The organism is Bacillus sp. EU63, from assembly GCF_038592915.1.
GTDB classification, from domain to species: Bacteria; Bacillota; Bacilli; order Bacillales; family Bacillaceae; genus Bacillus; species Bacillus velezensis.
Genome location: NZ_CP151944.1, coordinates 3977537 through 4000300, shown reverse-complemented (window position 1 = coordinate 4000300; position 22764 = coordinate 3977537). Strand labels below are relative to the sequence as shown.

The following is a 22764-nucleotide window of genomic DNA, read 5'->3' as shown; positions in this document are numbered from 1 at the left end:
AAGTTGATCTTCGACATTACCTTTCAGGCGATGAAAAACTTGGACATCGAGTCTATCTTCAAACTAATCCGCGGCGGAACAGACGGCTCCCAGCTGTATACATGGGGGGCCTTGCCACAAATATCTTAATACCTGCGGGCAAACTTCACGGCAAATACAAAATATATTTCCGCCGACAATATGGTGAAAGCTGTGAATGTTGTTGTGGAAAGTGCGAAGTTGTTTGAGAAAAGAGCATAGCATACTAAAGACAACGACAGCAAAAGATAGAGCTGTCGTTGTCTTTAGCCTAAAAACATCATACTGCTAACGAAACTAATAAACTTTTACAATAAACTTTTGTACTGACACTCCATTACTTCCAATAATATGAAGATCAACAGTCTGATATTTATTCTCACTATCGTTTAAAAATGTGAAAGTTACCGTTCCATTTAATAATTGATAGGGTTTTAAATCCGAAATTTTTTCCCCTGTCTTATTATCAATAAAGTCTATTGTCTCAGTTTCTTCCTCACCTCTCATCATTCTGTAAAATTCAGGGTGAAGTGTAAGCTTATCTTTTGTCGTATTTTTTAATTCGATTGGGATACGATACTCTGTTACTTTATTTCTCATTTCATCAATTGTATTAATTTTCTTTGCTTTTCTAAACGTATGAGATATTTTTAGAAACTCAAACGTTTCATTCGTGGTAACATTTTTTTCGGTTACTTTATAGTTGGAGTACTCCCCATTCACTTGTTGGTATCGAAATAAGCTGATCAAAATGAAAAAAATAAAAAAAACGACCGTTACTAAAATGATTTTTTTTCTAGTCATTTTTCTTTTCCTTATCGATCATAGTTTCTTTAACAATTTTCCCAGACTCAATATCATAAATAATATCAGAAATCTTTTGAAGCGTTTCTCTATCATGGCTTGCAACCAGAATTGTTTTTCCTTCATTTTTTAATGATAATAGCAATTGGTGTACTGTTTTAACCGCTTCTTCATCCAAAGCATTAGTCGGTTCGTCCAAAATAAGCAACTCCGGATTTTCCATGATCGCTTGAGCGATCCCCAAGCGCTGTTTCATGCCGAGTGAATACTTTCTGAACTTTCGCTTGTCATTTGGATCAAGACCCACACGAGAGATTACAGCAGAAACTTCATGATCATTGATTTTATTTTGAATCATAGATAGCAATTTCAAGTTTGCAAAACCAGTATATTCCGGAATAAACCCAGGGTACTCAATTAATATTCCGATACTTTCAGGAAAAGAAATATTTTTGTGTAATACCTTTCCATCAATAATTACTTTGCCTTCACTTGGTTTCACCAATCCCGATAACACACGAAACAACATTGTTTTTCCAGACCCATTAGGTCCACGAAATCCATATATCATTCCCTTTTTCAAAGATAAATTTATATTTTTAAGAACAATGTTCTTTTTGATAACTTTGTTTACACTTTCAACTTTAATATATTCTTCTGACACGAGTTTCACCTCAATCAAAGTTCTTTTTCATTATCGATGCTGTATTCATTAAAATAATCTTGGTTGATTAAACATATATATAGAACTACAGCAAATATTATCCCGAAACCGCCAATTAAATAAATCATTTCTGAAAATAATCCGGGTATCAACCAAGACGTCATTTCTAATGAAATCGGGTCATTAATTAAAGAAAACTCAAAGTAAGTATGAAGCATCTTATCAAGAATGACCACAGATGTGACAATGATAAAGCTGTATATGTACTTCTTAATAAACACATAACAAACGACTGCAAATAGTCCAATCATATGAAACAACAATAAGCTTGTAATGATATATCTAACCATCATCACATTCGATGAATAGTATTGATCCAAAGGTAATTTATTGCCATATAAAAAATAAGGAGCCCCTTCTGGCGATAGCCATACATTATCCCATCTTCCAGACAGAAAAACGCCGAGAAGGACTCCGCCAACGAGATACAGAATGGTAAACATTAAACAAATCCAAAAAACACGAGATAATAATGATAAAAATACTCTCTCTCGTTTTTGATAACGAATAAAACGGACTGAATCAAAAAAAGGCAGTACCCCGAAAGAAAGGAACATTAAAAACAGGGGCAACACTGGAAAGGCAAATGTATAGGAAGAGAAAAATAAATTAAGCGCCTGAGGCGGTCCCATTATCCCTTCTTTCGGAACACCTTCTTTTACCAGATATACTATACAAAGCAAAAAACACAAGAACCAAAAGCTTAAACGCCTTTTATGACGACACATATCTATTAAAACAAAACGAAGCTCGTTAACGAACAACATTTTTCTTAGCTCCTAGAATATATAGTAAAAGACCTAAGATGAACCCAACGATCAAGTGTAAAATAAGACTCTTCAAACTAACACCATCTGTAGCCTGTTCCTGCAAAAAGCTGGTTGAAATCATTTCTTGATGGCCAATCGTTGAAAGCAGCATGTTAATTATGTATAAACTTGCAAAGGGTATAAGTAAAACTATAAATGATCTTTTGATAAACATTCCCGCTCCCAAAGCTATACTTGCAAACATGCCGGAAAAAATGCCAATGATAATTACATATAACATCATATGAACAAAGGGATGTGTATAATATAATTCTGGAAAGAAGGTATTATCAGATGCCAAGGGCATCTCGTTGTTAATAGCTCTATCAGGCCTTATATTTGGAAGTTTCATAAAAGACAAATAGATATTTAACAATAGAGGAAAAATGGCAGTCACGACTCCAGCTAAGAAATTAATGAAAAATAAACTGAAAAAGTATTGTGTATGCTTGCCTCGGATCATTAAAAAACGAATAAACCCAGTTGAACGATCTCTTGCGTAAAGATCCGATAATGGAAGTGTTGCCAGAATTGGGAGCAAGAACATGTAAAGAGCCGGATAATCGGAGATTCCACCTATCCCCATCCATTTTGTATAGGGGGTAAAAGAAACCCCTCCAGTTAGTTCCAAATGTTCTGTTAATGGCATTTCCTCTGTCCAAAAATAGGCCGTGGCCAAAACTGCTCCAATTGCCAATGAGACATAAAAAGACGGTCGTTTTAGTAATCGAAATAGCAGTAAATAAAACATAAATTTCCTTCTCTCGCTTTTATTAAATATAGAAGCGACTCAGAAAAACCTGAGTCGCCGACTTTCATATGACTTTTTCATAATTTCAGTCTTCTGATCTCATCAAGGACTCTTTGGATCATAATCAGGACTCCACTTACCATATGCATGACCAGCTGCATTTTTCTTTGCACCTATTGTAACAGAAGGTGTTCGCAAGCCAAACCATGTGTTTTCAACAGCCAAGTTCCATAGTAGTTTTCTTCCATAGTAGTTTTTCTTTATTGTATAATAGTGCCCGCCTGAAACATCTTTTCCGCGAGATCTTGCCCAAGCTTCATAAGAAGTATTATTTTCTGTATTAAACATATAATAATAAGAATCAGTAAATTTTGTTCTGGATTTGGTTTCGTCATAAGGGTTTCCTTTTAGAAACCGAAAATTATAATCTGCATTCTTATAGTTTGCGGTTGGTTCTCCTGCATAAGCATGCATAATTCCTATAGTAGAAAGAGATAATCCCAGTACTAAAGTTAGTGTAGTTATTAGCTTCTTTATCATGTGTTTCTCCTTATTGTTTTTCTAAAATAAAAAATTTATCTGCAACGCCGATGCAATCACCATTTTTATTTAACCAAATCATTCTTAGCGCTATCTTTGCTTTTTTGCCTTTAAATTTAGGCAAATTGATTAAATAATCATGGTCTGCATCTTCTCTTTCGTAAGACTGTTTCCAACTATATGTATGTCCTTTATCATCTTTAACCTTTCCCAATATGGTTGACGGAAACGGCTCTTTCTGACTAAAGGTCATCGCCAGTTCATAATTCTTAGGAAGCGGTCCGACTTCTATTTTCTTGCCTTTAAAAACCCTATCAATTCTCACATCATTATTTTTTATTTGGCCTTGATAATAATGATTACCCTCCAACTTATTCCAAAATACAACCTCGAATAAACTTCGACCTTGTTCGGTATCAAAATAAAAAATATTCGGTCTTTCTTTATTGTTGTTATCCAAATCTTCAATCCTTATAGAAGGATCTGGGGTTTTTTCTTTTATTACGTTATTGTATTTGTTTGTTTGACATGCACTAAGCATAGTTATAGCAATTAGACTAAAATAAACCAAAAATATTTTTTTCACTTTCTTCTCCAAAAAACCCTTAATTTGTACCGGTACTAAATGATTATAACGTATATTAAAAGAAAATAATACCTTTTAATTTATTTATTTCAAATGCTGTGTTATGCTAATACCTAGTTGATTTATAGGAAAGGAATTTATTTTATGAATAGTTTATTCTTGCTTTTTAAAAGGGACTTGGCCCTTGGAGTTAATAAAACCACCAGGGTTTTCATTATATTATTTATGATTGCGCTATTGAATTTTCTTTATCCTCTGTATTTTCTTCGTACTAACATACCTGACAGTTCTATTGCCTTTTGGGATCTCATTGGTAAAACCTTTTTAGGTGTCCCTTTTGAACTTGTCCAACAACATACATTTGAGTTTCCTTTTGGGTGGTTACTATTTCAGTTAAGCGGGGCAATATTGATCAACACATACATAAAGGATGATCTATTTGCTCACAGTGCTTTTGTCAGGATCAGAGCAAAATCAATATTCAAATTATGGGTAAGCAAGCTGTTTTTTTCTTGTACTGTAATCATTGTGTTTTACATATCATTATTGTCCTTAACTTGGGTTGTTTGGAAATTGAGTGGGGGTACAACATGGGAGTTGACAGTTTACGGCGAAAGCATTTTGAGATACTCATCATTTCAATTATCCTATAGTCAAATAATTATTTATTCTATTGTTTTAAATATAGGCGGAACATTTCTCATTACTTTTATTTTTGCATTTTTTTCGTTAATCTTTAGTACAATTTATAGCTTCGTAATTTGTAGCTGTATTTTGTTTTTCTCAATTTTTTCAGATAGCCCGATATTACTTGGAAATGAAAGCATGTTGATTAGACATCCTTTATTTGGTTTCTCTCCTGTTGTTTCTATTAGTATTTCATTAGTCACAATACTTACTGTTTGTATTACCCTCTTAATTGGAGGAGGTTTATATCTATCAAAGTGTGAATTGATATCTGATGCAAAAATGGAATAATATATCTTAAACACACTAATCTGGGGTCTAGAAATTTAAAGTAGCTTTTGAATTTATTATCAAACTTTTTTCCTTGGTTTAAAACTGGATCTTCGACTTGCTGAAATAAAAATTCAGCACATGCTGTGTATCTGGAGCCTTTTGTATCCCCCTTTTCTGAATCCGTCAGAACAATACTTACATTGGCGAATGACAAGCAACCCATGATTATACTCTTGTATGAAGTGTGAAATAAAAAAGCTATACCCTACAACGTCAATTCGAATAAGAAACCACGGATAAAAGTATCCCCCATGCCGTCTTCATCTTTTGGGACAATGACTTTGAAATAGTCGGTAAAAAGCGACGGAACTGTTAATTGCAAAAAAGGCTGCCGGCACATCATCTATATCAACGGGAAGTATATCCTCCCGCCGATGCATATTAAAACAATGGATAAGAATGGCCATGTTTTATATTTGGGAAATTTATTGAAAATTTTAACTCCGGGGTTAAGGATTGGATGGATAGTGGGGCCGAACCAGGATATTAAATGCAGATAGATTACGGATGCAGGTTCATTATCCCAAAGGTTGCAGCGGGAGTGGTTTATATCCGATCAATATCAGCAACACTTAGAACATGATAATAAGTTCCTACAAACCATTCAGCAGTTTTTATATCTTTTAAGTATATTTTTCCTTCTTTAATTATTAGATGATCTAAGAAATGATCAACTTCCTCCATTGTGATGTTTTCGTACCGATACATATCTCTTAAGGTATAATCGATTCTGTCAGCGCATAACTCAGGAGCTGGCTGTTCGAGCAAATTCCAATTAGAGGTGTCTAATAGAATGTCTTTGTAATTTAATCCATATGTACTGAGAATATGGGGGATTTCTGAATCAGTTATGATTTGATGATAAATGTTTTCGTGATAATCCTCATTTTTATTGTTAAATACAAAATCAATAACGTGTGAAAATGCAGTATGAGATACATCGTGAAGTAAACCTGCGATCTGTTCTTCTAAAGAGCCGCCCAATTTTTTTATGAGAAGCATTACGCCTATGGAATGTTCATACCTCGTGACATTCCACTTTTGATTCACAACATAACTTGCTCCTCCTTGGTAAACACCTTTTAGTCTTTGTACTGGATGACTGAAAATAAGCTCTTCAAGAATTCCATCTACAACATAATCGCCATAAATACTATCTGTTATCTTCATTTTCCTTACCCCCCTTTTATGCGCTAAGCATGGCAAAGAAGCTGCAACCTATCGCATCATGGATTTTCTTCCTTTTAATATTGATATACTTAACATATCACAATTCTGAAAAATTCAGTTGAGCCTGATTATATTTGCTTTCAAATAGATAAAACACACCCCGACGACTGTGACTGCTCCGCCCAAAAGAGAAATAAACGCAGGTACTTCACCTAACCACACCCAAGAAATGGCCAAGGCTACGGCTGGTGTTAAATAAAGTGAAATGGCTGCTTCTGAAGCACCGACGAGTGAAGTGACGTATGCAAGTGCAAAGTAAGGCACAACCGTTGGTAATAAACCTAAGTAAACGATAGACAATGTTGAGTTCATGGAAGCGTTCAAAAACTCTTCCCCTAAGCCAGGCAGAAATACAAGCATAGGTACTGTCCCGCCCCAAATAGTGAATGTAACGAATGGAATAAATCCATATTTTTTTATATAGCGAGCTTGAAAAACGAAATAAATACTCTCCGAAAAAGCTGCCAGCAGGATTAACAAAATGCCGTTCACTGAATTTGTATAGTTTCCTGCCCCAAATGAAATGATCGACACACCCAATAAACTTATGATAGAGCCAATCCATTTATAAAGCCCAAAATGTTCACCAAAAAACAGACGGGATAACATTGCAGAAAAAATAGGTGTCATGGTCACGAGTAAGCTTGCTGTCCCTGCGCTGACTGTTTTTTCTCCGATATTCAGCAAAATGTGATATAGTGCAAAACCTAAAAATCCTAACGATAAAATAGCAGGAACATCCTTCATGTCAGGTAAACGCATATGAGTCAAAATAGCAAAAACCACCAGCACCATTGACCCAATCAACAAGCGAAACAAAGCGAGGTGTTCCGGCGTGTAACTCTCCAAACCCGCGCGAATTCCCGGGAAAGCTGATGCCCACAACCCAATCATCAGACTGTAACCTATGCCGATTCGAACTGTTTTCTTTCGCATCTTTCTCACTCCTCTTTACAAAAACCAACCAGTTATTTAATGTGTTTCTATATTAATAAAGATTTGATGAGATGACTTCAACCAGTTAAATAGATTTTGACCCAACCACTTTAAGGGGGATCCTTTTTATGAGCGCTCCAGAAGAAAAAAAGATGAGAAAGCTTCCTAAGTACATACAAATCATTCAATTTATAAAAGAGAAAATAGGAAATGGAGAATGGCCGATCGGAAGTAAGATTCCAAGCCAGCGCACGCTTGCCAAACACTTTGAGGTGAACAGGAGCACAGTCATTACAGCTTTAGAGGAATTGACGGCGGATGGATTAATCGAAGGCAGAATGGGCAAAGGGACAGTTGTTACGAACAATACATGGACACTTTTGGCTAAGAATTCCGCTCCCGATTGGGATCAGTATGTAACCTCCGGAATCCAGCAGCCAAGCCAAAAAATTGTTCAAGAGATCAATAAATCAGAATCAAATTCTGATCTTATACAGCTCAGTAAAGGAGAACTTTCACATGAGATTTTTCCTTTAGCTGTTATGAAAGAGATCATGGGAAAGGTATCTCAAAACATAGAGGCATTCGGATATGAGGAACCAAAAGGATATTTGCCTTTGAGAGAGGCATTAAGCGGCTATTTAAGAACAATCGGCATTCAAGCTTCTCCTTCTTCCATTCTTATTGTTTCTGGAGCGCTGCAAGCCTTACAGCTTATATCAATGGGGCTTTTACAAAGAGGATCGACCGTATTTCTCGATCAGCCTTCCTATCTTTATTCATTACACGTCTTTCAATCAGCCGGTATGAAGCTGACTGGAGTTCCTATGGACAATGATGGACTTTTGCCGGAACATATCCGCATGGCAAGGGGGGAACGGGGGAGAGCTATCTTATATACAAATCCTTGTTTTCATAACCCGACAGGTATTTTAATGTCAAAAAAGAGACGAGAAGAAATCCTTGCGGCAAGTGAGAATGCACAGCTTCCCATTATTGAAGATGACATTTATCGTGAGTTATGGATCGATGAGATTCCTCCAGATCCTATTAAAACAATAGATAAAAATGGGCATGTGCTTTACATAGGCAGCTTATCGAAAACATTAAGTCCGGGCTTGAGGATTGGATGGATCGTCGGGCCGGAACCAGTGATTGAACGTTTATCCGACATAAAAATGCAAACAGATTACGGCTCCAGTTCGTTATCCCAGAGAGTAGCGGCAGAGTGGTTTATATCCGGTGAATACCAGCAGCATCTAGAACAGGTGAGAAGTCAATTAAAGGTGAGAAGAGAATTGGCCTTGAGTGTTTTAGAAACTCATTTGAAAGATGTGGCGACATGGAATATCCCAAAGGGAGGATTCTTTGTCTGGGTAAAAATATTGCCTTCCATATCCATGAAATTACTTTATACCAAAGCCTTATCAAAAGGGATACTTCTCAATCTCGGCAGTATCTATGCTCAAGAAAAAGGGAATTATATTCGCTTATCATATGCTTATGCATCTCTTGAAGACCTTCAAAAGGGAATTTATGAATTGGGTTTGATGATTAAGGAATTGGCAAGCAGATAAATTTAAAAGACAGCGGCATACCGGAATTCAAACTGCATGGTTCGTTTTAAACTTGGCGAATCGGGATGCAGTGAGTGACAAGGCAGGGATAGATAAGAAAGTTAAAGGAGGTCAGAATATTCTAATCTCCTTTAACTTCGGTCAATCTTGCATCCTTAATATACTAAAGATTAAAAAGGAAGAAGTCCGGCCGTTTGTTATTCGGTTAAGCCAGCTCTTTTGTCATTAAGACATGCGGGATGCCGTCTTCCATTCCGGTGAATCTGTCTGATAGCCTAGTTTGTGATAAAAGCCTTCCGCATGTGTTTGTCCATGCAGTTTACATTGGGTGATGCCTTTTTCTTTTACCATGTTTTCTAATTCGCTTATGATGACTTTGCCCAACCCGTATTTGCGGTAAGGCTTCAGGATGCAGATTCGTTCGAGCTTGCCTGTATGGTTTACGATGCGGACGCGTCCTGTGCCGGCAGGCTGATTTTCATGATAAACCAAGACATGCCCGCACTGTTCCTGAAGCGTATCGAACTGGTCAAATTCATCGGATTCAGGTACTTGCTGTTCCTCAATGAATACTGCTTTTCTAATCTCAAGCGCTGCTTGTAAATCAATTTCCGTTGTTATCCTTTTTATCTGCATGATCAACCAATCCTTTTCACATGTTAGTCTGGACTGCACGGCTTGCTTGTGTTCTTATAGAAGTAACGATAAAACAATTATATTGCAAATGCAACAAAAACATGAAGGGTTTGAAAAAGATATGACTGATATTTTGCGGGAAATCGGCATGATCGCACGGGCATTGGATTCCATCAGCAATATTGAATTTAAGGAATTAGACTTAACAAAAGGGCAGTATCTCTATCTTGTGCGTATATGTGAAAACCCGGGAGTGATACAGGAAAAAGTGGCGGAAATGATTAAAGTAGACCGAACAACAGCGGCGAGAGCAATCAAAAAATTGGAAATACAAGGGTTTATTGAAAAGCGTCCTGATGATCAAAATAAAAAAATAAAAAAACTGTTCCCGACTGAAAAAGGGAGAAAGGTTTATCCGTTATTGCAAAGAGAAGGAGAGCATTCTGCGGAGGTAGCCCTGTCCGGCTTTACATCTGAGGAAAAAGAAACCATTTTCAGCCTTCTTCAGCGGGTGAGAAAAAATATAGAACATGATTGGGAATATGTGAAGAAGGGGAATAAAAGAGATTATTGATGGTTATTAATTCCTTTTGGTGAATGATTAAAGTCATAAATGGATACGTTATCTGTGAAATCTCCTTCCTCGGTTCCTGCTTCAACTAGCCGATAGGCTTATTTTTAACGAAAAGTATCAATTATGGTATATTTAAATAAGACAAAATAATTGAAGCGGGGAATGATATGAGTACAATCGAAAAACAAAGACGTAAGAAATTCAGAGCCAAATCAATCGTACGGGTCATCATGGTCATCATCGGCGGAATTATTGCCGCGTATGGACTGGAAACCGTACTGATTCCGAATAGTGTATCTGACGGCGGTGTAACCGGGCTCAGCATTGTCGGTTCACAGCTGTTTCATTTGCCTCTTGGGATCTTGATTGCGGTGATCAATATACCGTTTGTCTGGTTAGGATATAAGCAAATCGGGAAAGGTTTTGCGTTTCTATCAATTATCGGTATTGTCTCACTTGCCGCGGGCACGAGTTTTTTCCACCACACGCCGGCTATCATTGAGGGAGATACCCTGTTAATCACCGTTGTCGGCGGGATTATTCTCGGCTTGGGAATGGGATTGGCATTGCGCAACGGCGGCGCCTTAGATGGAATTGATATGCTGGCTGTGCTTCTGTCACGGAAATTGCCGTTTGGCACGAGCGATCTCATTTTATTTTTAAACATTTTTGTGTTTATTTTTGTTTCTTTTGTATTCGGGCTGCAAGGCGCATTGCTTTCCGTCATTGCTTACTACATCGCATCCAAGGTGATCCATGTGGTTGAGGAAGGCTTAAGCGGTTCTAAAACATTTCAGATTATCACCAATGAGCCTGCATTAATGGTAGAGACCATTCGTGAAGAATTGGGCCGGAGCGCTACTTATAAAGAAGCATACGGCGGTTTTTCTCATGAAAAATTCCAAGAAATCACATGTGTCATCAACCGTTTGGAAGAAACCAAACTGAAGGAAATTATTAATGACATTGATAAACAAGCCTTTGTGACGGTATATGATGTCGCAGAAGTAAAAGGCAGTAATTTCAGAAAAGTCCATAATCATTAAGTAGAGAGCTGCCGTTAACCGGCAGCTTTTTTTAAAAAAGGAGAAAAAACTTGCAAAAAAAGAATGGCGGCTGTATATTGTTGATATATCAAACATTGACTAGTCAATTAATTGCGCAAAAGAAAGTGGGGATGGGTTTTGACAGCATGTTGTTCAGAGGAAGGCGAGATTTTATATCAGCTCCAATCACTGCACAAAGTGATCGGCACGAAGTTTGAAGCGTGCACCGGAATCAGCCAATCCCGCCTTGAGCTTCTCGCCGTGCTTTTTTACGTCGACGAGATCAGCCAAAGCGATCTTCAGAAAAAGGTGAATATTGATGGCGCAGCCGTGACAAGACACTTGAAACAGCTTGAAGCCAAAGAAATGGTCACAAGAAGGCGGAAGCCCGAGGACAACCGAATTATACTTGTCCGGCTTACTGATCAGGGGCGGGAGAGAATTGAGGCTTCCAAAAAGGAGAAGGAGCGTTTCATAAAGGAAATGCTTGCCGGTGTCAGCGAGGAAGAACGCAGTATGTTAAAAAACGTATTGTCGCAGATGCAGAATAATATAGAAAATATGAAAGCATAGGAGTGTATTACACATGAAAACAGAACTGAAAACAAACGACTTTATGGACATTATGAAAGGCCGCCGTTCCATTCGGAATTACGATCCGGCTGTTAAAATCAGCAAAGAAGAAATGACTCAAATTCTGGAAGAAGCAACGACAGCACCGTCTTCAGTCAACGCGCAGCCGTGGCGTTTTCTCGTCATTGACAGCCCTGAAGGAAAAGAAAAACTCGCGCCGCTTGCCAGCTTTAACCAAACACAAGTCAGCACATCATCTGCGGTGATCGCGGTTTTCGCAGATATGAACAATGATGACTATTTAGAAGAAATCTATTCGAAAGCGGTCGAAATGGGCTACATGCCGCAGGAAGTAAAAGACAGACAAATCGCTGCGTTGACGGCGCACTTTGAAAAACTTCCGGAGCAAGTGAACCGTGAAACGATTCTGATCGACGGAGGCCTCGTTTCCATGCAGCTGATGCTTACGGCACGCGCGCACGGCTATGACACAAACCCGATCGGCGGCTACGATAAAGAAAAGATTGCCGAGGTTTTCGGAATGGATAAAGAGCGTTATGTACCGGTCATGCTGTTATCAATCGGAAAAGCGGCAGACGAAGGATATGCTTCCTACCGTCTTCCTATCGAAACAATCGCACAATGGAAATAAGGTTGAAGTGAAGCTGAGAGGAGAGGGACAGTGGACATAATTGCGGCTGTTTTCGTCGGAATTGTAGCTTTAGAACATATATTTATCATGATACTTGAAATGTTTTTTATCAATTCGAAGGCAGCTAAGCGGTCCTTCAAATTGCCGAAGCATTTAGAAGGTGATCGGAATGTGGCGGTCATGTTTGCAAATCAAGGTCTGTATAATGGATTTCTGGCTGCCGGTCTCATTTGGGGGCTGATCCTCGCTGATCCGGTGGGCCATATGATTCAAATGTTTTTCGTCATCTGTGTGGTCATCGCGGCCATTTTCGGAGGCTTTACTTCAAACAAATCAATTATCGTAAAACAAGGACTTCCGGCTGTTTTAGCGCTTATTTTTCTTTTATTGGCGTAGGCAGAACGGAGTGAGGGCTTCCGGAATGGGAGCCCTCTTTTTTTATTCTGTTTTGAAAATCATTCCTGATAAATGGATGATTCCGGCCGCTTGTTCTTAAGATGATAGATTAATTTGAAAGCCGATGCCTGCGCGCATCGGCTTTTTTTCGGCTGATAGAAATACATTATAGTATATAAAACAAAAAGGGAAACTGCTCACAGAATCGAAATAAATAATATTCGCACTAAGGAAAGGTGTAAATCTATGAGCAAAATCGAAGTGAATACTCCGCCAAAACTAAACCATCCGTTTCTCGCCGGAATGTTGTTTATGATTGTTGGTACGCTGTGTTTTGCCTCAAAGTCGATCTTTATTAAGTGGGCTTACACATTCGGAGCCACCCCGGAGTCAACGCTATTTTTCAGACAAATGATTGCAACCCCTCTTTTTTGCATCATTTTTCTTATGTATCGTGCAAAATTATCTGAAAAACCGGCAAAGGCTGATATAGTCAGAGCAGGGATCACGGGTCTGCTCGTTTTTTTTCTATCACCGCTGTTGGACTTTATCGGGCTGCATTATGTTTCAGCTATTGTAGAAAGGATGCTCGTTATGAGTTATCCGATTTTTGTCATGATTATCTCGTTTTTCGGAAAAATGGAGAAAATCACCGCTGCAGACATCATTTCTGTCGTTGTGGTCAGCATAGGAATCTTTTTTTCCATTGGCGGCTGGAATCTGCACGAATTGAGTGCTAATATATTTGGCGCTTTTCTCGTTCTTCTGTCGTCCGCGGTTTACGGACTTTATTTGGTCTTATCCGGTCAGCTTGTTCGCAAAGTAGGGAGTATCCGTATGAATGCATATGGGATGTCCTTAGCAAGCATTGCCATGGTGCTTTTTTTAATCGCAAGAAAGGGTTTTGGCTATCAGACAGAGCTATGGTCGTTTCAGCCACCCGTATATTTCCTTTTTTTAATCATTGCTGTATTTACAACAGTCGTTCCTTTTTTATTTATGCTGGAAGGTATCAAACGGATTGGGGCAGTAAGAGGGTCTTTGATTTCAATGATGGGCCCGATCATCACAATCATCTTTGGCGCTTTTTTCTTGGGCGAGCGCTTAACATGGATACAGTGGATAGGCTGTTTCATTGTCCTAAGCATGATTACTTTTTCGGAAGGCAGGAAGATCAAATTAAAGGTGAGAGCCTGACATACGAAAGCCTCCCACTAAGGAGAGAAAGTAAACGAAAAAATAAGCCGATGCCTGCGCGCTTCGGCTTTGGGGAGTGAGGTTGCTGAGGATGAATATGAAGAGAGCGTATTATGCTATTTTATACAGCCAGACCGCTATCAACTTGGGGTTCTCACTTTATACGATGGCTGTCATCTTGTTTTTGTTTACAAAAACCGGTTCGACGGCGATGGCCTCTCTTATGACGTTCGTCAGCATTGTATGTCGTGTATTGGGCAGCGCCGTTTTGCCGCTGGTCACCGGCCGGTTCACGCTTCGTTCTTTGTTAATCAGTTCTCAATTGATACAGATCACACTGTTAGTCTGTTTGTTTTTTGTCATCCAAGCCGGTTCATCTGCATTCTTTTTTCTGCTGTTTTGTCTGATCGGAGGCATTTCTTTTTGCAACGGATGGTTTGCTCCGATAAAAAGCGCGTTGATTGGGGAAATCATTCCTCCTGATCGAAGGGCGAAAGCGAACGGTTTATTATCTGCGGCGGATCAGACCGTTCAGTTTGCGGGGTGGTCTCTGGGCGGCGTCATCATAGCGTTCCTGGGAGAGAGCGATACAATGATCGTCACTGTCATGTTATTGGTTTCTTCGGTGTTGGGCATCATTCTGTTTCTTCGAGTACGCATGTGTGCGCCGGCAGCAGTCAGGAAACGTTCCCTTTTTGCAGATGCGGCAAGCGGCTGGGTGTATTTATTTCAGCAAAAACAGCTCAGGGTTCTCATTGTGATGGATGTGGTCGAATCGTGGGCAGGCATGATATGGATCGGGTCTGTGTCCTTGACTTATGTGCATGACGTCCTTCATAAAGGAGAGGCTTGGTGGGGGTATGTCAACGGAGTCTATTATGCGGGGACGATGATCGGCGGACTGATCATCTATAAGTTATCCGGTAAGTTTCAGCATCATCTCATTCCGCTTATGCTGACGGGAGCTTTGGCATATGGAATGTTCACGTTTATTTACGGGTTGATCACAAGCGCCGTTGCGGCCCTTTTTCTGGTGCTGTGTATGGGGCCGGCTTGTGTATTACGAGATCTCACGCAGGAAACATTACTTCAAAACATCACGACCGAAAAGACAAGGGTCAATATATTAGCGGCGAGATCAGCTTTAGTTCAGTTCATTTTTATGTTTTCCATTATCGGAACGGGGGTTATCTCGGATGTATTCGGCGTGCGGTTTATTTATATTGGCGCAGGCCTCCTCTTATTAATTTCGGCTTTTATCGGATTTTCTCAGCTGCGAATGAAGAAGATGGTACAAAGCCGCATGTAGTGTAGTATAATTAGGAACGTACGTTCTATATCGAGAGAGGAGAGGGTAATGTGGGACATCTGGCACTGAAATTGTATGATTATCATCTTTGGGCAAATCAGCAAATATTCACCCGGCTTAAAGAGCTTCCGGAGGATGTGTATCGTAAGGAGATTCAAAGTGTCTTTCCGTCGATAGCCGGTGTATTGACTCATGTGTATCTGTCGGATAAGGGGTGGTTTGATGTGTTCTCCGGAGAGCGTCTGGAGGATACGCTGAAATCAGCTGAACAGCAAAAAGAGGACATCTTGTCTAAAGAGATAGAAGAGCTGGAAGATATGTTCTCGGAATTATCAGACCGGTATCAATTATTTTTGCAAAAGGAAGAAAATATCAGTCTCCCCCTTGAAATAGAGCATCCGTCAGGTGACATCATGAAAACCGCAGCGGCCGATATGATCCTCCATGTTGTGAACCACGGAACGTATCACCGCGGGAATATAACAGCCATGCTCAGACAGATGGGGTATGCTTCTGTGCCTACGGATTACGGTATTTATTTATATATAAACAAAAAGTAAACAAGACAGCCAACGCGGCTGTCTTGTGATATCCGTAAAAAAGCCAAATCATATGAGTGATTTGGCTTTTTCGTTTGCTATGCCATGTTCTGCAGCCGTTCTAAACTGTTTTTCCAATTCGCTTCAAGCGCTGTAAAAGCAGCGGCGGCATCTTGCTGTTCTAATGCGTGAATGATATCAGAGTGTTCATTATATGATCTGTTTAAAGCGCCGTTTTCACTGAAATAGCGGATTTCCATTCTCTGAATTTTGACTTTCAGGCTTACTAGCAATTTGTGAAGTTCGGCGTTGTCCGCAAGCAGAATGATACGATGGTGAAATGCATTGTCCGCTTCCAGGATGGCCGGTTTATCGCCGTCTTTCATCGTTTGAAGAAGATTTTCATTCAGCTGTTTCAATTCCTGAATCACGGCATCGTCCACATGCGGGAGAGCTTGCTGCAATGCGAGTTTTTCAAGCGTCCAGACGATGGAATACAAGTTTTCCGCTTCTTTTAACTCAATCGGAGCGACAAGCGTCCATCTGTTCGCTTTTGTTATCACCAAGCCGTCATCTTCCAGCCGCAATAAGGCTTCCCGTATCGGGGTGCGGCTGATTCCCAATGTTTCCGACAAATCCTTGTCCTTTAACTTTGTTTCCGGTTTGAGCTTGCCCGTTATGATCCAGTTTCTGAGTGTGCGATACACTTCGTCCCGCATGATGGTTCTTTTCAGCACAGGTTCTTTGTTTTGATTATCCAATGGAACACCTCATGAATCGTAGTATACATATTTGCATTTTACCACAGTCCGGGCGCCGGTTAGAAATGAAGAGGGACGTCTAAGAATGAATCGAACCGAGATGCTTCATCTCAATATGCTGAAAGTCAGCGGAGCCGCCTTCAGAAAAGAGCGTGATTCCCTGATCTTCGTGTTTTGGGAACACTTCATTTGTCAGAACGGTTTTTCCGTCGTCTGCAAATACTTCAATACTTGTTTTGTCCACGAGAATTTTCAGATGGACGCGCCCTTTATTTCCGTCAAATGGGGCTTTGCTTTCGGCGTATGCGCCGGTTTTATCAGGCTGGCCTGTAAACGATCTGTTCACATAGGCACAGCCGCCTTCTGCTGAAATACCGACATCAATATGCCGGCTTTGGTCTGCTGATTCTCTGAGTCTGACGCCTGCATTTTTGATATCTGACCAAGCGATATCCATATCAAGCTGATATGTATCGCCTTTGATCGGCAGTGTCTCTGAACCGTTCACCTGTTTGTGTTCTATGCTGTCAGTTGAAGAGGTTAATTGGTTCAATGCTTCAACCGGCTCTGACACAAGGCTGTATGTGCCGCCGTCCTGCTGCTGAAGACGGATTTCACGGACGATAGAATCCGTGCCGTTAAAGCCGTTTTTTAGTGTCGGTGTTTCATTCGGATAATCCCAATTGTTCATCCATGCCAGCGCATAGCGTTTTGTCAGCGGATCTTCGCTATTACCGTCTTCAAATGTGACGCCGCCGTACCAGTCAAAGCCGTAATCGAGCCATTGCGGTTCTTCTTGATCGGCGGTAAATTCCTTCCCGTCAAAGTTTCCGGTCCAATACGCGTACGTATTCGGTTTGCCTGCGGGTTTGCCGTTTGCGCTTGCGCCCAGAACCCATTTGGCTGTTCCGTCATCTGCACGCATCATATAAAGGTCGGGGCATTCGACGAGGCCGATCTGCTGAGTGATAAAGCCGCCCGTGTATTTCCAATTTTTTAAATCGGGTGATTCATAAAAACCGATTTTTTCTCCTTCGGCCATGGCCATCACCCATTTGTCATCCTGTTCATCCCAGATTACTTTCGGGTCCCGGAAATCCTTAGTTCCCGGGTTTTTCATAACGGGCTGATCACTATAGGAAGTAAACGTTTTTCCCTTATCCGTGCTGTACCATAAATATTGTTCCTGGGCTTTTGTTTTGGCAGTCGGCTGCGTTGTGACGGCGACCAGCGCGTTTTTGCCGAAGCCCGCCGTGTTGTGTTTATCAATGACGACAGAACCGGACCATATATCGCCGTTTTCGTTGGTGTATTTCGGAATAGCCGTGCCTTCGTCCGTCCAGTGCACCAAGTCCTCTGATACGGCGTGCCGCCATTCTGTGCCGTTGCCGTTCGGGTAATCCCGATTATAAAGATAGTAGTAATGATATTTCCCCTCGAAAAAAATGGGCTTTTGAGGGTCGTTTTTCCATTTGTCCGGGGTCGTAAAATGATACGCCGCCCGGTAATCCTTCTTATGCTCCGTGTTTGTGTCAGAGGAATTGTGGGTTTTGTTCGGCAGTAAGCCGACAAACAAGAACGCACCCAAAAAGATCAATATTACAATGGGCCATTTTCGTACCATGATTGAATTCACCATCTTGTTGAGAAATAAAAGAAAATGCCAATGAAGTATCGGCATTTTCTTTTTGTTGTTATTAGTTGTTAACCGTAAGCTGTCCTTGTTCAAGGATGCTGTTTTTAACAACGGATGTTTTCTTGCCTTTGATGTTCATTAAGAAGCTTGGCGCAAATGTTGCCTTTTTATCCTCAAAGAAGCCTCTGTTTGTCATGTAGCTTGTGATCACGACATTGTTGCCTTTGGCTTGCGGCACTGCGAAGTGAGAGTAAGTGAACGTTACATCGTTAGGATCAAGACCCATTTGCAGGACAAGACCAGTTTTGTTCAGCGGCTTGTAAGGCCCTGTTAAAGAGTTTGATACATAACCAAGCATGTAAATATCGTTTGAGTTAATGCCGTCGATCGTCATTTTTGAACCGCGTGAATCAGTGAACAGGTACCATTTGCCGTTCATTTTGAAAACATTCGCGCGCTCAATTTCATCAGTTACCGTGTTTGAAGTGATCAGCGGCTTCATGACTTTTTTCAATGTGTAATCATCGTTTAACTCTACCATACCGAGGGCGCCGTTCGCTAATTCAGCATCGCGTTTTTTAGCGCTTTGCTGAAGCTTCTGACTTTCTTTACGGAAGAAGTTTGTGCTGCCGCCGTAGTACGCTTTGTTAAATAAAGATTCTTCGCCTTGGTATCCGTTTTCTGTTCCTGTGTTGGCTTCGAATACAAGGTATTTATGGCCTTTGTCTTCAACGTAGTGAGGGTCTCTCAGCGTATGGTTGTCGCCGGATGTATAGTTCCCTTCATCGATAAACTGCTGAACGTTTTGATATGTTTTTCCGTCGCCGTCAAAAATCGTTTTATGATCTTCCACTCCGTTGATCTTGAGCGTGTCATCAGATTTTGACACATTTACCTGCGCCGTTGTCAGGCTTTGTTTGCTGTAATGTTTACCGGAAAAGTCAGTGTAGAATAAACGGATTTTTCCGTCAGATGTAAAGGTTGCAGAACCGGACCATTCTTGTGTCTGTTCTTTCAGGATTTCATCGTTGGCGTCGAACTTATCGCTGTCTTTAAAGACACGCCCCGCGTTTTTCCAGCTGTCGATCGAGTTGTCGCCGACTTTTTGGTAAAACATGTAGATGGATGTGTCATCAGCGTCTTTCGGGCTTCCCGCAAGAGCAAACACGACGTGATAGCCATTGTATTCAGCTACTGTTCCGTCAGCGTTTTGGAGCGGCCAGCTGTCCCACACATCCAGTCCTTTCGCGGACTCGATATTTTTAATTGTTGATTGGTCGAATTGAGGAACTTGGTATTTTTCACTTTGCTGCTGTTTAGGGATCTGCAGCATATCATGGCGTGTGATATGAGAGACGCCGTACGTTTCTTTGTAAGGTTTTTGGGTATTTTCTTTCGCGAAGGCTTGAGTCGCTCCCCCTGCCAGAAGTGCAGTCGTAAAAGTTAGAACTGTGGCTCGTTTTGCAAATTTTTTGATGTTCATGTTCATGTCTCCTTTTGTATGTACCTTTTTTTGCGATCTGCCGATTCGATCCTCCTGCATTCATGGATGGCAGGTTTGTTACAGAAAAAAAGACCTAAAATATGTATGGGGTGACGCCAAAGAATACACTTTGCCCTTAACACATTTTAGGTCTTGCCTGCTTTATCAGTAACAATCCTGCATGATTTACTTGTCGACATCATTCTATTAGACTCTGATTCTATTGACAACTGGTCTATTTTCCTCTTTTGGATGATAGTAAAATGAAAAAAGGCCTTTTAATATATGGGTAATTGAGACTAAGGGGTGCTCTGGGCCTAGGAAAAAACCTCTCTAAAAAAGAGAGGTTATTTTTTCTTGATAGATAATAAAGCGATGGTAGCTAAAATCAGCAAAGTACCCAGCCATTCTGATATTCCGAAGGGAACATGCAGCCAGATAACAGCTAAAAAAGCTGCCGACAGCGGCTCTGCACAGGCAAGCAGGCTGGTTTCAGAGGCACTCAGATATTTCAGGCTTTCCAAGTAGCAATAAAAAGCGATGAGCGTTCCGAAAATGATGATAAACACAATCGCGGCATATGCAGGAAAGGACCACTCGCCTTCAAATGTCCAGGGCGGGCGGATCAAGCTGAGGGCGGCTCCGCCGATCAGCATGCCCCATCCGACAACAATAGCGGATCCCCATTTCTTCAGCAGACGATGCGGCTGAAGGGTGTAAAACGCCAGTGCAAACGCCGAACTGATTCCCCAAAAGACGGCCAGACCGGATATGGACAGGCTTCCGGCATTCCCGTGCGTGACCAAAATGAATGTGCCGGCAACCGCCAATAAGACGGCGAGCAGTTCTTTTCCCGAAGGTATTCTCTTTGCGCGAATCGCTAAAAAGCATGTAATGATCGCTGGCCCTAAATACTGAAGAACGGTAGCAGCGGCCGCGTTGCCGTACTCAATTGCCGCGAAGTAGGTGTATTGAACGCCTAACATTCCGAAAACCCCGAATAAAAGAAGGGGAATTCTGTCCCGTCTGTCTTTCCAAACAGCCCATATCCGTCCTTTTTCTTTGCGGTACGCGATGCCGAGCAGAAGCGCCCCTGACACCAGAAGGCGCACTGAAGTCAGCCATTCTGTATTAAAATGGCGGTGCTGGAACAGATACTGGGCAACCGTTCCCGAGACCCCCCATAAGATAGCTCCTGTCAGCACAAGCCAAATGCCTGTTGTTCGTGAATAAGAAAGAGCAGCGTGTTTTTCCAGGATAGACACCCCCGATTCTGATGTTGTGATATTGACTTACAATAATTAGGTAAACGAACGCCTTTCATGTGATATATTATATATTGTATATCAAATTCCGTCAAAATGATTTTCGGAGAAAGCGCTTACGAAACGGCCGTCTGATGAATGAGCAATAAAAAAACACCCCGGCGGGTTTCCGGGGTGTTTTGGTTATTCTGCAATCGCGTCTGTTAAAACAGGAACGACTTGTTTCTTTCTGGATACGACGCCTTTTAAAAGAGCCGTGTTGTTTTCTAAAGTCACGTTGAATGCTTTTTCCACTTTTGACGCTTGATCACCGATGGCAAGCGCAAGGGAATCGTTTTCCAGAATATCCGTAATCACGAGAAGGAACAGGTCAAGGTTCTTCTCAGCAATTACTTTTGAAAGGGCCGCTTCTAATTCCGGCTGCCGCTTTTTCACATCTTCAATATCAACTGTGTTGACTTGGGCGATTTCGACTTTTTTGCTGCCGAGCGTGAACTCTTTCGCATCAAGAGAAATCAGTTCTTCCACCGTTTTTTTGCTTAAGTCGGCGCCCGCTTTCAGCATGTTTAAGCCGTACTCTTCCGCATCTACGCCAGCAATTTCAGCAAGCTCTTTTGCCGCTGCGATATCTTGCTCCGTGCAAGTCGGAGATTTAAATAACAGAGAGTCGGAAATGATTGCTGACAGCATGAGGCCCGCAATTTCTTTCTCGATTTTCACGTTATTTTCTTTGTACATTTTGTTTAAGATCGTAGCCGTACAGCCGACCGGCTCAGCACGGTAGTAAAGAGGTTCCGCTGTTTCGAAGTTGGCGATACGGTGGTGGTCGATCACTTCAAGAACCTGAACGTCTTCGATATCCTTGATGCTTTGCTGGCGTTCATTGTGGTCAACAAGGATGACGCCGTTTACTTCGTTTGCGGCTGTTTCCACCAAACGCGGGCTTTCCTGCTTGAAATAATCAAGCGCGTATTGTGTTTCGCCGTTGACTTGTCCAAGGCGGACGGGCTCAGCATTGAAGCCGAGTTTATTTTTTAGATCAGCGTAGGCAATGGCAGAGCAAATGGTATCTGTGTCTGGGTTTTGATGTCCGAAAATAAGAATTTTTTCCATAATAACTCCTTGTCCTTTTTTGTAGTGTAAACAATCTTTTTATAGTTTAACACGTCTTGCGGAGGGTGTAATCTTCAAAACCTTAAAAATTGATGTGAAAAAGAAGCATTTTTGTTGAGCGGTGAGGAGGATTGCGAGTAAAATACTGGGTAAGTCAGATGCTAATCAGCATATAGTATCAAAAAAGGTACTATGGAGGATGAAAAATGAACATATATCCGAATAAAGAAGGTTGTCCGGTTGAACTGACGCTTTCCGTTATCGGCGGAAAGTGGAAGGGTATTTTGTTTTATCATATGATCGGCGGAAAAAAGCGGTTTAATGAGTTTCGGCGCATTTGCCCCAGCATTACGCAGCGTATGCTGACGCTTCAGCTTCGCGAGCTTGAGGCGGACGGCATCGTGCATCGCGAGGTATATCAGCAGGTGCCTCCAAAGGTGGAGTATTCCCTTACCGAATTCGGCAGGTCGCTGGAACCGATCGTTTTGCAAATGAAGAAATGGGGAGATGCCAACCGGGAGTTTCTCGAGGCATACCGGGAAAAAACGTCTCCTCAAGATCAGTCCGCTCAAAAATAAGAAGCAGCAAA

The 22764-nt window shown here is 41.1% G+C and carries 23 protein-coding genes and 3 pseudogenes; 12 read left to right on the top strand and 14 right to left on the bottom strand.

Going from position 1 to position 22764, the window contains the following annotated elements:
- Positions 1 to 315: 315 nt before the first annotated feature.
- From NYE38_RS20065 to NYE38_RS20040, 6 genes are all read right to left on the bottom strand, one after another.
- A complete protein-coding gene (locus NYE38_RS20065) occupies positions 316 to 822 on the bottom strand; it encodes a hypothetical protein (RefSeq protein WP_032865466.1) in 507 nt (168 codons plus the stop codon).
- The gene (locus NYE38_RS20060; RefSeq protein WP_025650112.1) at positions 815 to 1486 is read right to left on the bottom strand and encodes an ATP-binding cassette domain-containing protein; all 672 of its coding nucleotides are present in this window, start codon (positions 1484 to 1486) and stop codon (positions 815 to 817) included. Before NYE38_RS20060 ends, NYE38_RS20065 begins: the two co-directional genes overlap by 8 nt.
- Before the next feature lie 14 nt (positions 1487 to 1500).
- Positions 1501 to 2313, bottom strand: coding sequence for a hypothetical protein (locus NYE38_RS20055; protein WP_025650111.1), 813 nt, complete (start codon positions 2311 to 2313; stop codon positions 1501 to 1503).
- Positions 2300 to 3106 (bottom strand): hypothetical protein, encoded by an 807-nt coding sequence (locus tag NYE38_RS20050; protein WP_025650110.1) that lies wholly within the window; start codon positions 3104 to 3106, stop codon positions 2300 to 2302. The genes NYE38_RS20055 and NYE38_RS20050 overlap by 14 nt, the downstream gene beginning before the upstream one ends.
- A 102-nt stretch (positions 3107 to 3208) precedes the next feature.
- On the bottom strand, positions 3209 to 3646 hold the full coding sequence (locus NYE38_RS20045) for a hypothetical protein (protein WP_257989120.1): 438 nt from the start codon (positions 3644 to 3646) through the stop codon (positions 3209 to 3211).
- Positions 3647 to 3656: 10 nt separating this feature from the next.
- Positions 3657 to 4232, bottom strand: coding sequence for a hypothetical protein (locus NYE38_RS20040; protein WP_076983302.1), 576 nt, complete (start codon positions 4230 to 4232; stop codon positions 3657 to 3659).
- Positions 4233 to 4376: 144 nt separating this feature from the next.
- Between NYE38_RS20040 and NYE38_RS20035 the strand changes: the two genes are divergently transcribed.
- Both NYE38_RS20035 and NYE38_RS20030 read left to right on the top strand, forming a co-directional pair.
- Positions 4377 to 5210: a hypothetical protein gene (locus tag NYE38_RS20035; RefSeq protein ID WP_025650107.1), complete on the top strand. Its 834-nt coding sequence runs from the start codon at positions 4377 to 4379 to the stop codon at positions 5208 to 5210.
- A gap of 385 nt (positions 5211 to 5595) precedes the next feature.
- Positions 5596 to 5830 (top strand): annotated as a pseudogene (locus NYE38_RS20030) (hypothetical protein); the annotation flags it as partial.
- 4 nt (positions 5831 to 5834) lie between these two features.
- On the opposite strand, the pseudogene NYE38_RS20025 reads toward NYE38_RS20030, so the two are convergent.
- A pseudogene (locus NYE38_RS20025) lies at positions 5835 to 6422 on the bottom strand (HD domain-containing protein); the annotation flags it as partial.
- Between the two features lie 114 nt (positions 6423 to 6536).
- The gene (locus NYE38_RS20020; protein ID WP_104843019.1) at positions 6537 to 7418 is read right to left on the bottom strand and encodes an EamA family transporter; all 882 of its coding nucleotides are present in this window, start codon (positions 7416 to 7418) and stop codon (positions 6537 to 6539) included.
- A gap of 128 nt (positions 7419 to 7546) precedes the next feature.
- Here NYE38_RS20020 and NYE38_RS20015 point away from each other — a divergent pair, with 128 nt between their 5' ends.
- Positions 7547 to 8995, top strand: coding sequence for a PLP-dependent aminotransferase family protein (locus NYE38_RS20015; protein ID WP_110085266.1), 1449 nt, complete (start codon positions 7547 to 7549; stop codon positions 8993 to 8995).
- Between the two features lie 205 nt (positions 8996 to 9200).
- On the opposite strand, the pseudogene NYE38_RS20010 reads toward NYE38_RS20015, so the two are convergent.
- Positions 9201 to 9631 (bottom strand): annotated as a pseudogene (locus tag NYE38_RS20010) (GNAT family N-acetyltransferase).
- Positions 9632 to 9752: 121 nt separating this feature from the next.
- Between NYE38_RS20010 and NYE38_RS20005 the strand changes: the two are divergent.
- The 8 genes from NYE38_RS20005 (at position 9753) to NYE38_RS19970 (ending at position 15938) form a co-directional block, all read left to right on the top strand.
- Positions 9753 to 10205 carry a MarR family transcriptional regulator gene (locus NYE38_RS20005; protein ID WP_007615031.1) on the top strand — a complete coding sequence of 151 codons (453 nt, stop codon included), beginning with the start codon at positions 9753 to 9755 and terminating at the stop codon, positions 10203 to 10205.
- 167 nt (positions 10206 to 10372) lie between these two features.
- Positions 10373 to 11251, top strand: coding sequence for a YitT family protein (locus NYE38_RS20000; RefSeq protein WP_017418479.1), 879 nt, complete (start codon positions 10373 to 10375; stop codon positions 11249 to 11251).
- 111 nt (positions 11252 to 11362) lie between these two features.
- The gene (locus NYE38_RS19995; RefSeq protein WP_014722085.1) at positions 11363 to 11824 is read left to right on the top strand and encodes a MarR family transcriptional regulator; all 462 of its coding nucleotides are present in this window, start codon (positions 11363 to 11365) and stop codon (positions 11822 to 11824) included.
- Between the two features lie 13 nt (positions 11825 to 11837).
- Entirely contained in the window at positions 11838 to 12476 is a 639-nt protein-coding gene (locus tag NYE38_RS19990) for a nitroreductase family protein (protein ID WP_340801558.1), read from the top strand.
- A 30-nt stretch (positions 12477 to 12506) separates the two neighbouring features.
- A complete protein-coding gene (locus NYE38_RS19985; protein ID WP_061890928.1) occupies positions 12507 to 12872 on the top strand; it encodes a DUF1304 domain-containing protein in 366 nt (121 codons plus the stop codon).
- 246 nt (positions 12873 to 13118) lie between these two features.
- The gene (locus NYE38_RS19980) at positions 13119 to 14069 is read left to right on the top strand and encodes a DMT family transporter (protein ID WP_326116964.1); all 951 of its coding nucleotides are present in this window, start codon (positions 13119 to 13121) and stop codon (positions 14067 to 14069) included.
- A 91-nt stretch (positions 14070 to 14160) separates the two neighbouring features.
- On the top strand, positions 14161 to 15378 hold the full coding sequence (locus NYE38_RS19975) for an MFS transporter (protein ID WP_340801565.1): 1218 nt from the start codon (positions 14161 to 14163) through the stop codon (positions 15376 to 15378).
- A 50-nt stretch (positions 15379 to 15428) separates the two neighbouring features.
- Positions 15429 to 15938, top strand: coding sequence for a DinB family protein (locus NYE38_RS19970; RefSeq protein WP_014419361.1), 510 nt, complete (start codon positions 15429 to 15431; stop codon positions 15936 to 15938).
- Between the two features lie 77 nt (positions 15939 to 16015).
- On the opposite strand, the gene NYE38_RS19965 is transcribed toward NYE38_RS19970, so the two are convergent.
- From NYE38_RS19965 to NYE38_RS19945, 5 genes are all read right to left on the bottom strand, one after another.
- On the bottom strand, positions 16016 to 16678 hold the full coding sequence (locus NYE38_RS19965; protein ID WP_265972521.1) for a GntR family transcriptional regulator: 663 nt from the start codon (positions 16676 to 16678) through the stop codon (positions 16016 to 16018).
- Positions 16679 to 16757: 79 nt separating this feature from the next.
- The gene (locus NYE38_RS19960) at positions 16758 to 18302 is read right to left on the bottom strand and encodes a glycoside hydrolase family 32 protein (protein WP_340801570.1); all 1545 of its coding nucleotides are present in this window, start codon (positions 18300 to 18302) and stop codon (positions 16758 to 16760) included.
- Positions 18303 to 18375: 73 nt separating this feature from the next.
- Positions 18376 to 19797 carry a glycoside hydrolase family 68 protein gene (locus tag NYE38_RS19955; protein ID WP_017418486.1) on the bottom strand — a complete coding sequence of 474 codons (1422 nt, stop codon included), beginning with the start codon at positions 19795 to 19797 and terminating at the stop codon, positions 18376 to 18378.
- Between the two features lie 347 nt (positions 19798 to 20144).
- Entirely contained in the window at positions 20145 to 21062 is a 918-nt protein-coding gene (locus NYE38_RS19950; protein ID WP_017418487.1) for an EamA family transporter, read from the bottom strand.
- Positions 21063 to 21245: 183 nt separating this feature from the next.
- Positions 21246 to 22175 carry a manganese-dependent inorganic pyrophosphatase gene (locus tag NYE38_RS19945; RefSeq protein ID WP_004393053.1) on the bottom strand — a complete coding sequence of 310 codons (930 nt, stop codon included), beginning with the start codon at positions 22173 to 22175 and terminating at the stop codon, positions 21246 to 21248.
- 206 nt (positions 22176 to 22381) lie between these two features.
- Here NYE38_RS19945 and NYE38_RS19940 point away from each other — a divergent pair, with 206 nt between their 5' ends.
- Positions 22382 to 22753, top strand: coding sequence for a winged helix-turn-helix transcriptional regulator (locus tag NYE38_RS19940; RefSeq protein WP_007615010.1), 372 nt, complete (start codon positions 22382 to 22384; stop codon positions 22751 to 22753).
- The last annotated feature ends 11 nt before the right edge of the window (positions 22754 to 22764 follow it).

What these genes read in the sequence shown, in the direction of transcription:
- NYE38_RS20065 (WP_032865466.1), bottom strand. Translation starts at nt 822, where the DNA reads ATGACTAGAAAAAAAATCATTTTAGTAACGGTCGTTTTTTTTATTTTT.
- NYE38_RS20055 (WP_025650111.1), bottom strand. Translation starts at nt 2,313, where the DNA reads ATGTTGTTCGTTAACGAGCTTCGTTTTGTTTTAATAGATATGTGTCGT.
- NYE38_RS20050 (WP_025650110.1), bottom strand. Translation starts at nt 3,106, where the DNA reads ATGTTTTATTTACTGCTATTTCGATTACTAAAACGACCGTCTTTTTAT.
- NYE38_RS20045 (WP_257989120.1), bottom strand. Translation starts at nt 3,646, where the DNA reads ATGATAAAGAAGCTAATAACTACACTAACTTTAGTACTGGGATTATCT.
- NYE38_RS20035 (WP_025650107.1), top strand. Translation starts at nt 4,377, where the DNA reads ATGAATAGTTTATTCTTGCTTTTTAAAAGGGACTTGGCCCTTGGAGTT.
- NYE38_RS20020 (WP_104843019.1), bottom strand. Translation starts at nt 7,418, where the DNA reads ATGCGAAAGAAAACAGTTCGAATCGGCATAGGTTACAGTCTGATGATT.
- NYE38_RS20015 (WP_110085266.1), top strand. Translation starts at nt 7,547, where the DNA reads ATGAGCGCTCCAGAAGAAAAAAAGATGAGAAAGCTTCCTAAGTACATA.
- NYE38_RS20005 (WP_007615031.1), top strand. Translation starts at nt 9,753, where the DNA reads ATGACTGATATTTTGCGGGAAATCGGCATGATCGCACGGGCATTGGAT.
- NYE38_RS20000 (WP_017418479.1), top strand. Translation starts at nt 10,373, where the DNA reads ATGAGTACAATCGAAAAACAAAGACGTAAGAAATTCAGAGCCAAATCA.
- NYE38_RS19990 (WP_340801558.1), top strand. Translation starts at nt 11,838, where the DNA reads ATGAAAACAGAACTGAAAACAAACGACTTTATGGACATTATGAAAGGC.
- NYE38_RS19980 (WP_326116964.1), top strand. Translation starts at nt 13,119, where the DNA reads ATGAGCAAAATCGAAGTGAATACTCCGCCAAAACTAAACCATCCGTTT.
- NYE38_RS19975 (WP_340801565.1), top strand. Translation starts at nt 14,161, where the DNA reads ATGAATATGAAGAGAGCGTATTATGCTATTTTATACAGCCAGACCGCT.
- NYE38_RS19960 (WP_340801570.1), bottom strand. Translation starts at nt 18,302, where the DNA reads ATGGTACGAAAATGGCCCATTGTAATATTGATCTTTTTGGGTGCGTTC.
- NYE38_RS19955 (WP_017418486.1), bottom strand. Translation starts at nt 19,797, where the DNA reads ATGAACATCAAAAAATTTGCAAAACGAGCCACAGTTCTAACTTTTACG.
- NYE38_RS19945 (WP_004393053.1), bottom strand. Translation starts at nt 22,175, where the DNA reads ATGGAAAAAATTCTTATTTTCGGACATCAAAACCCAGACACAGATACC.
- NYE38_RS19940 (WP_007615010.1), top strand. Translation starts at nt 22,382, where the DNA reads ATGAACATATATCCGAATAAAGAAGGTTGTCCGGTTGAACTGACGCTT.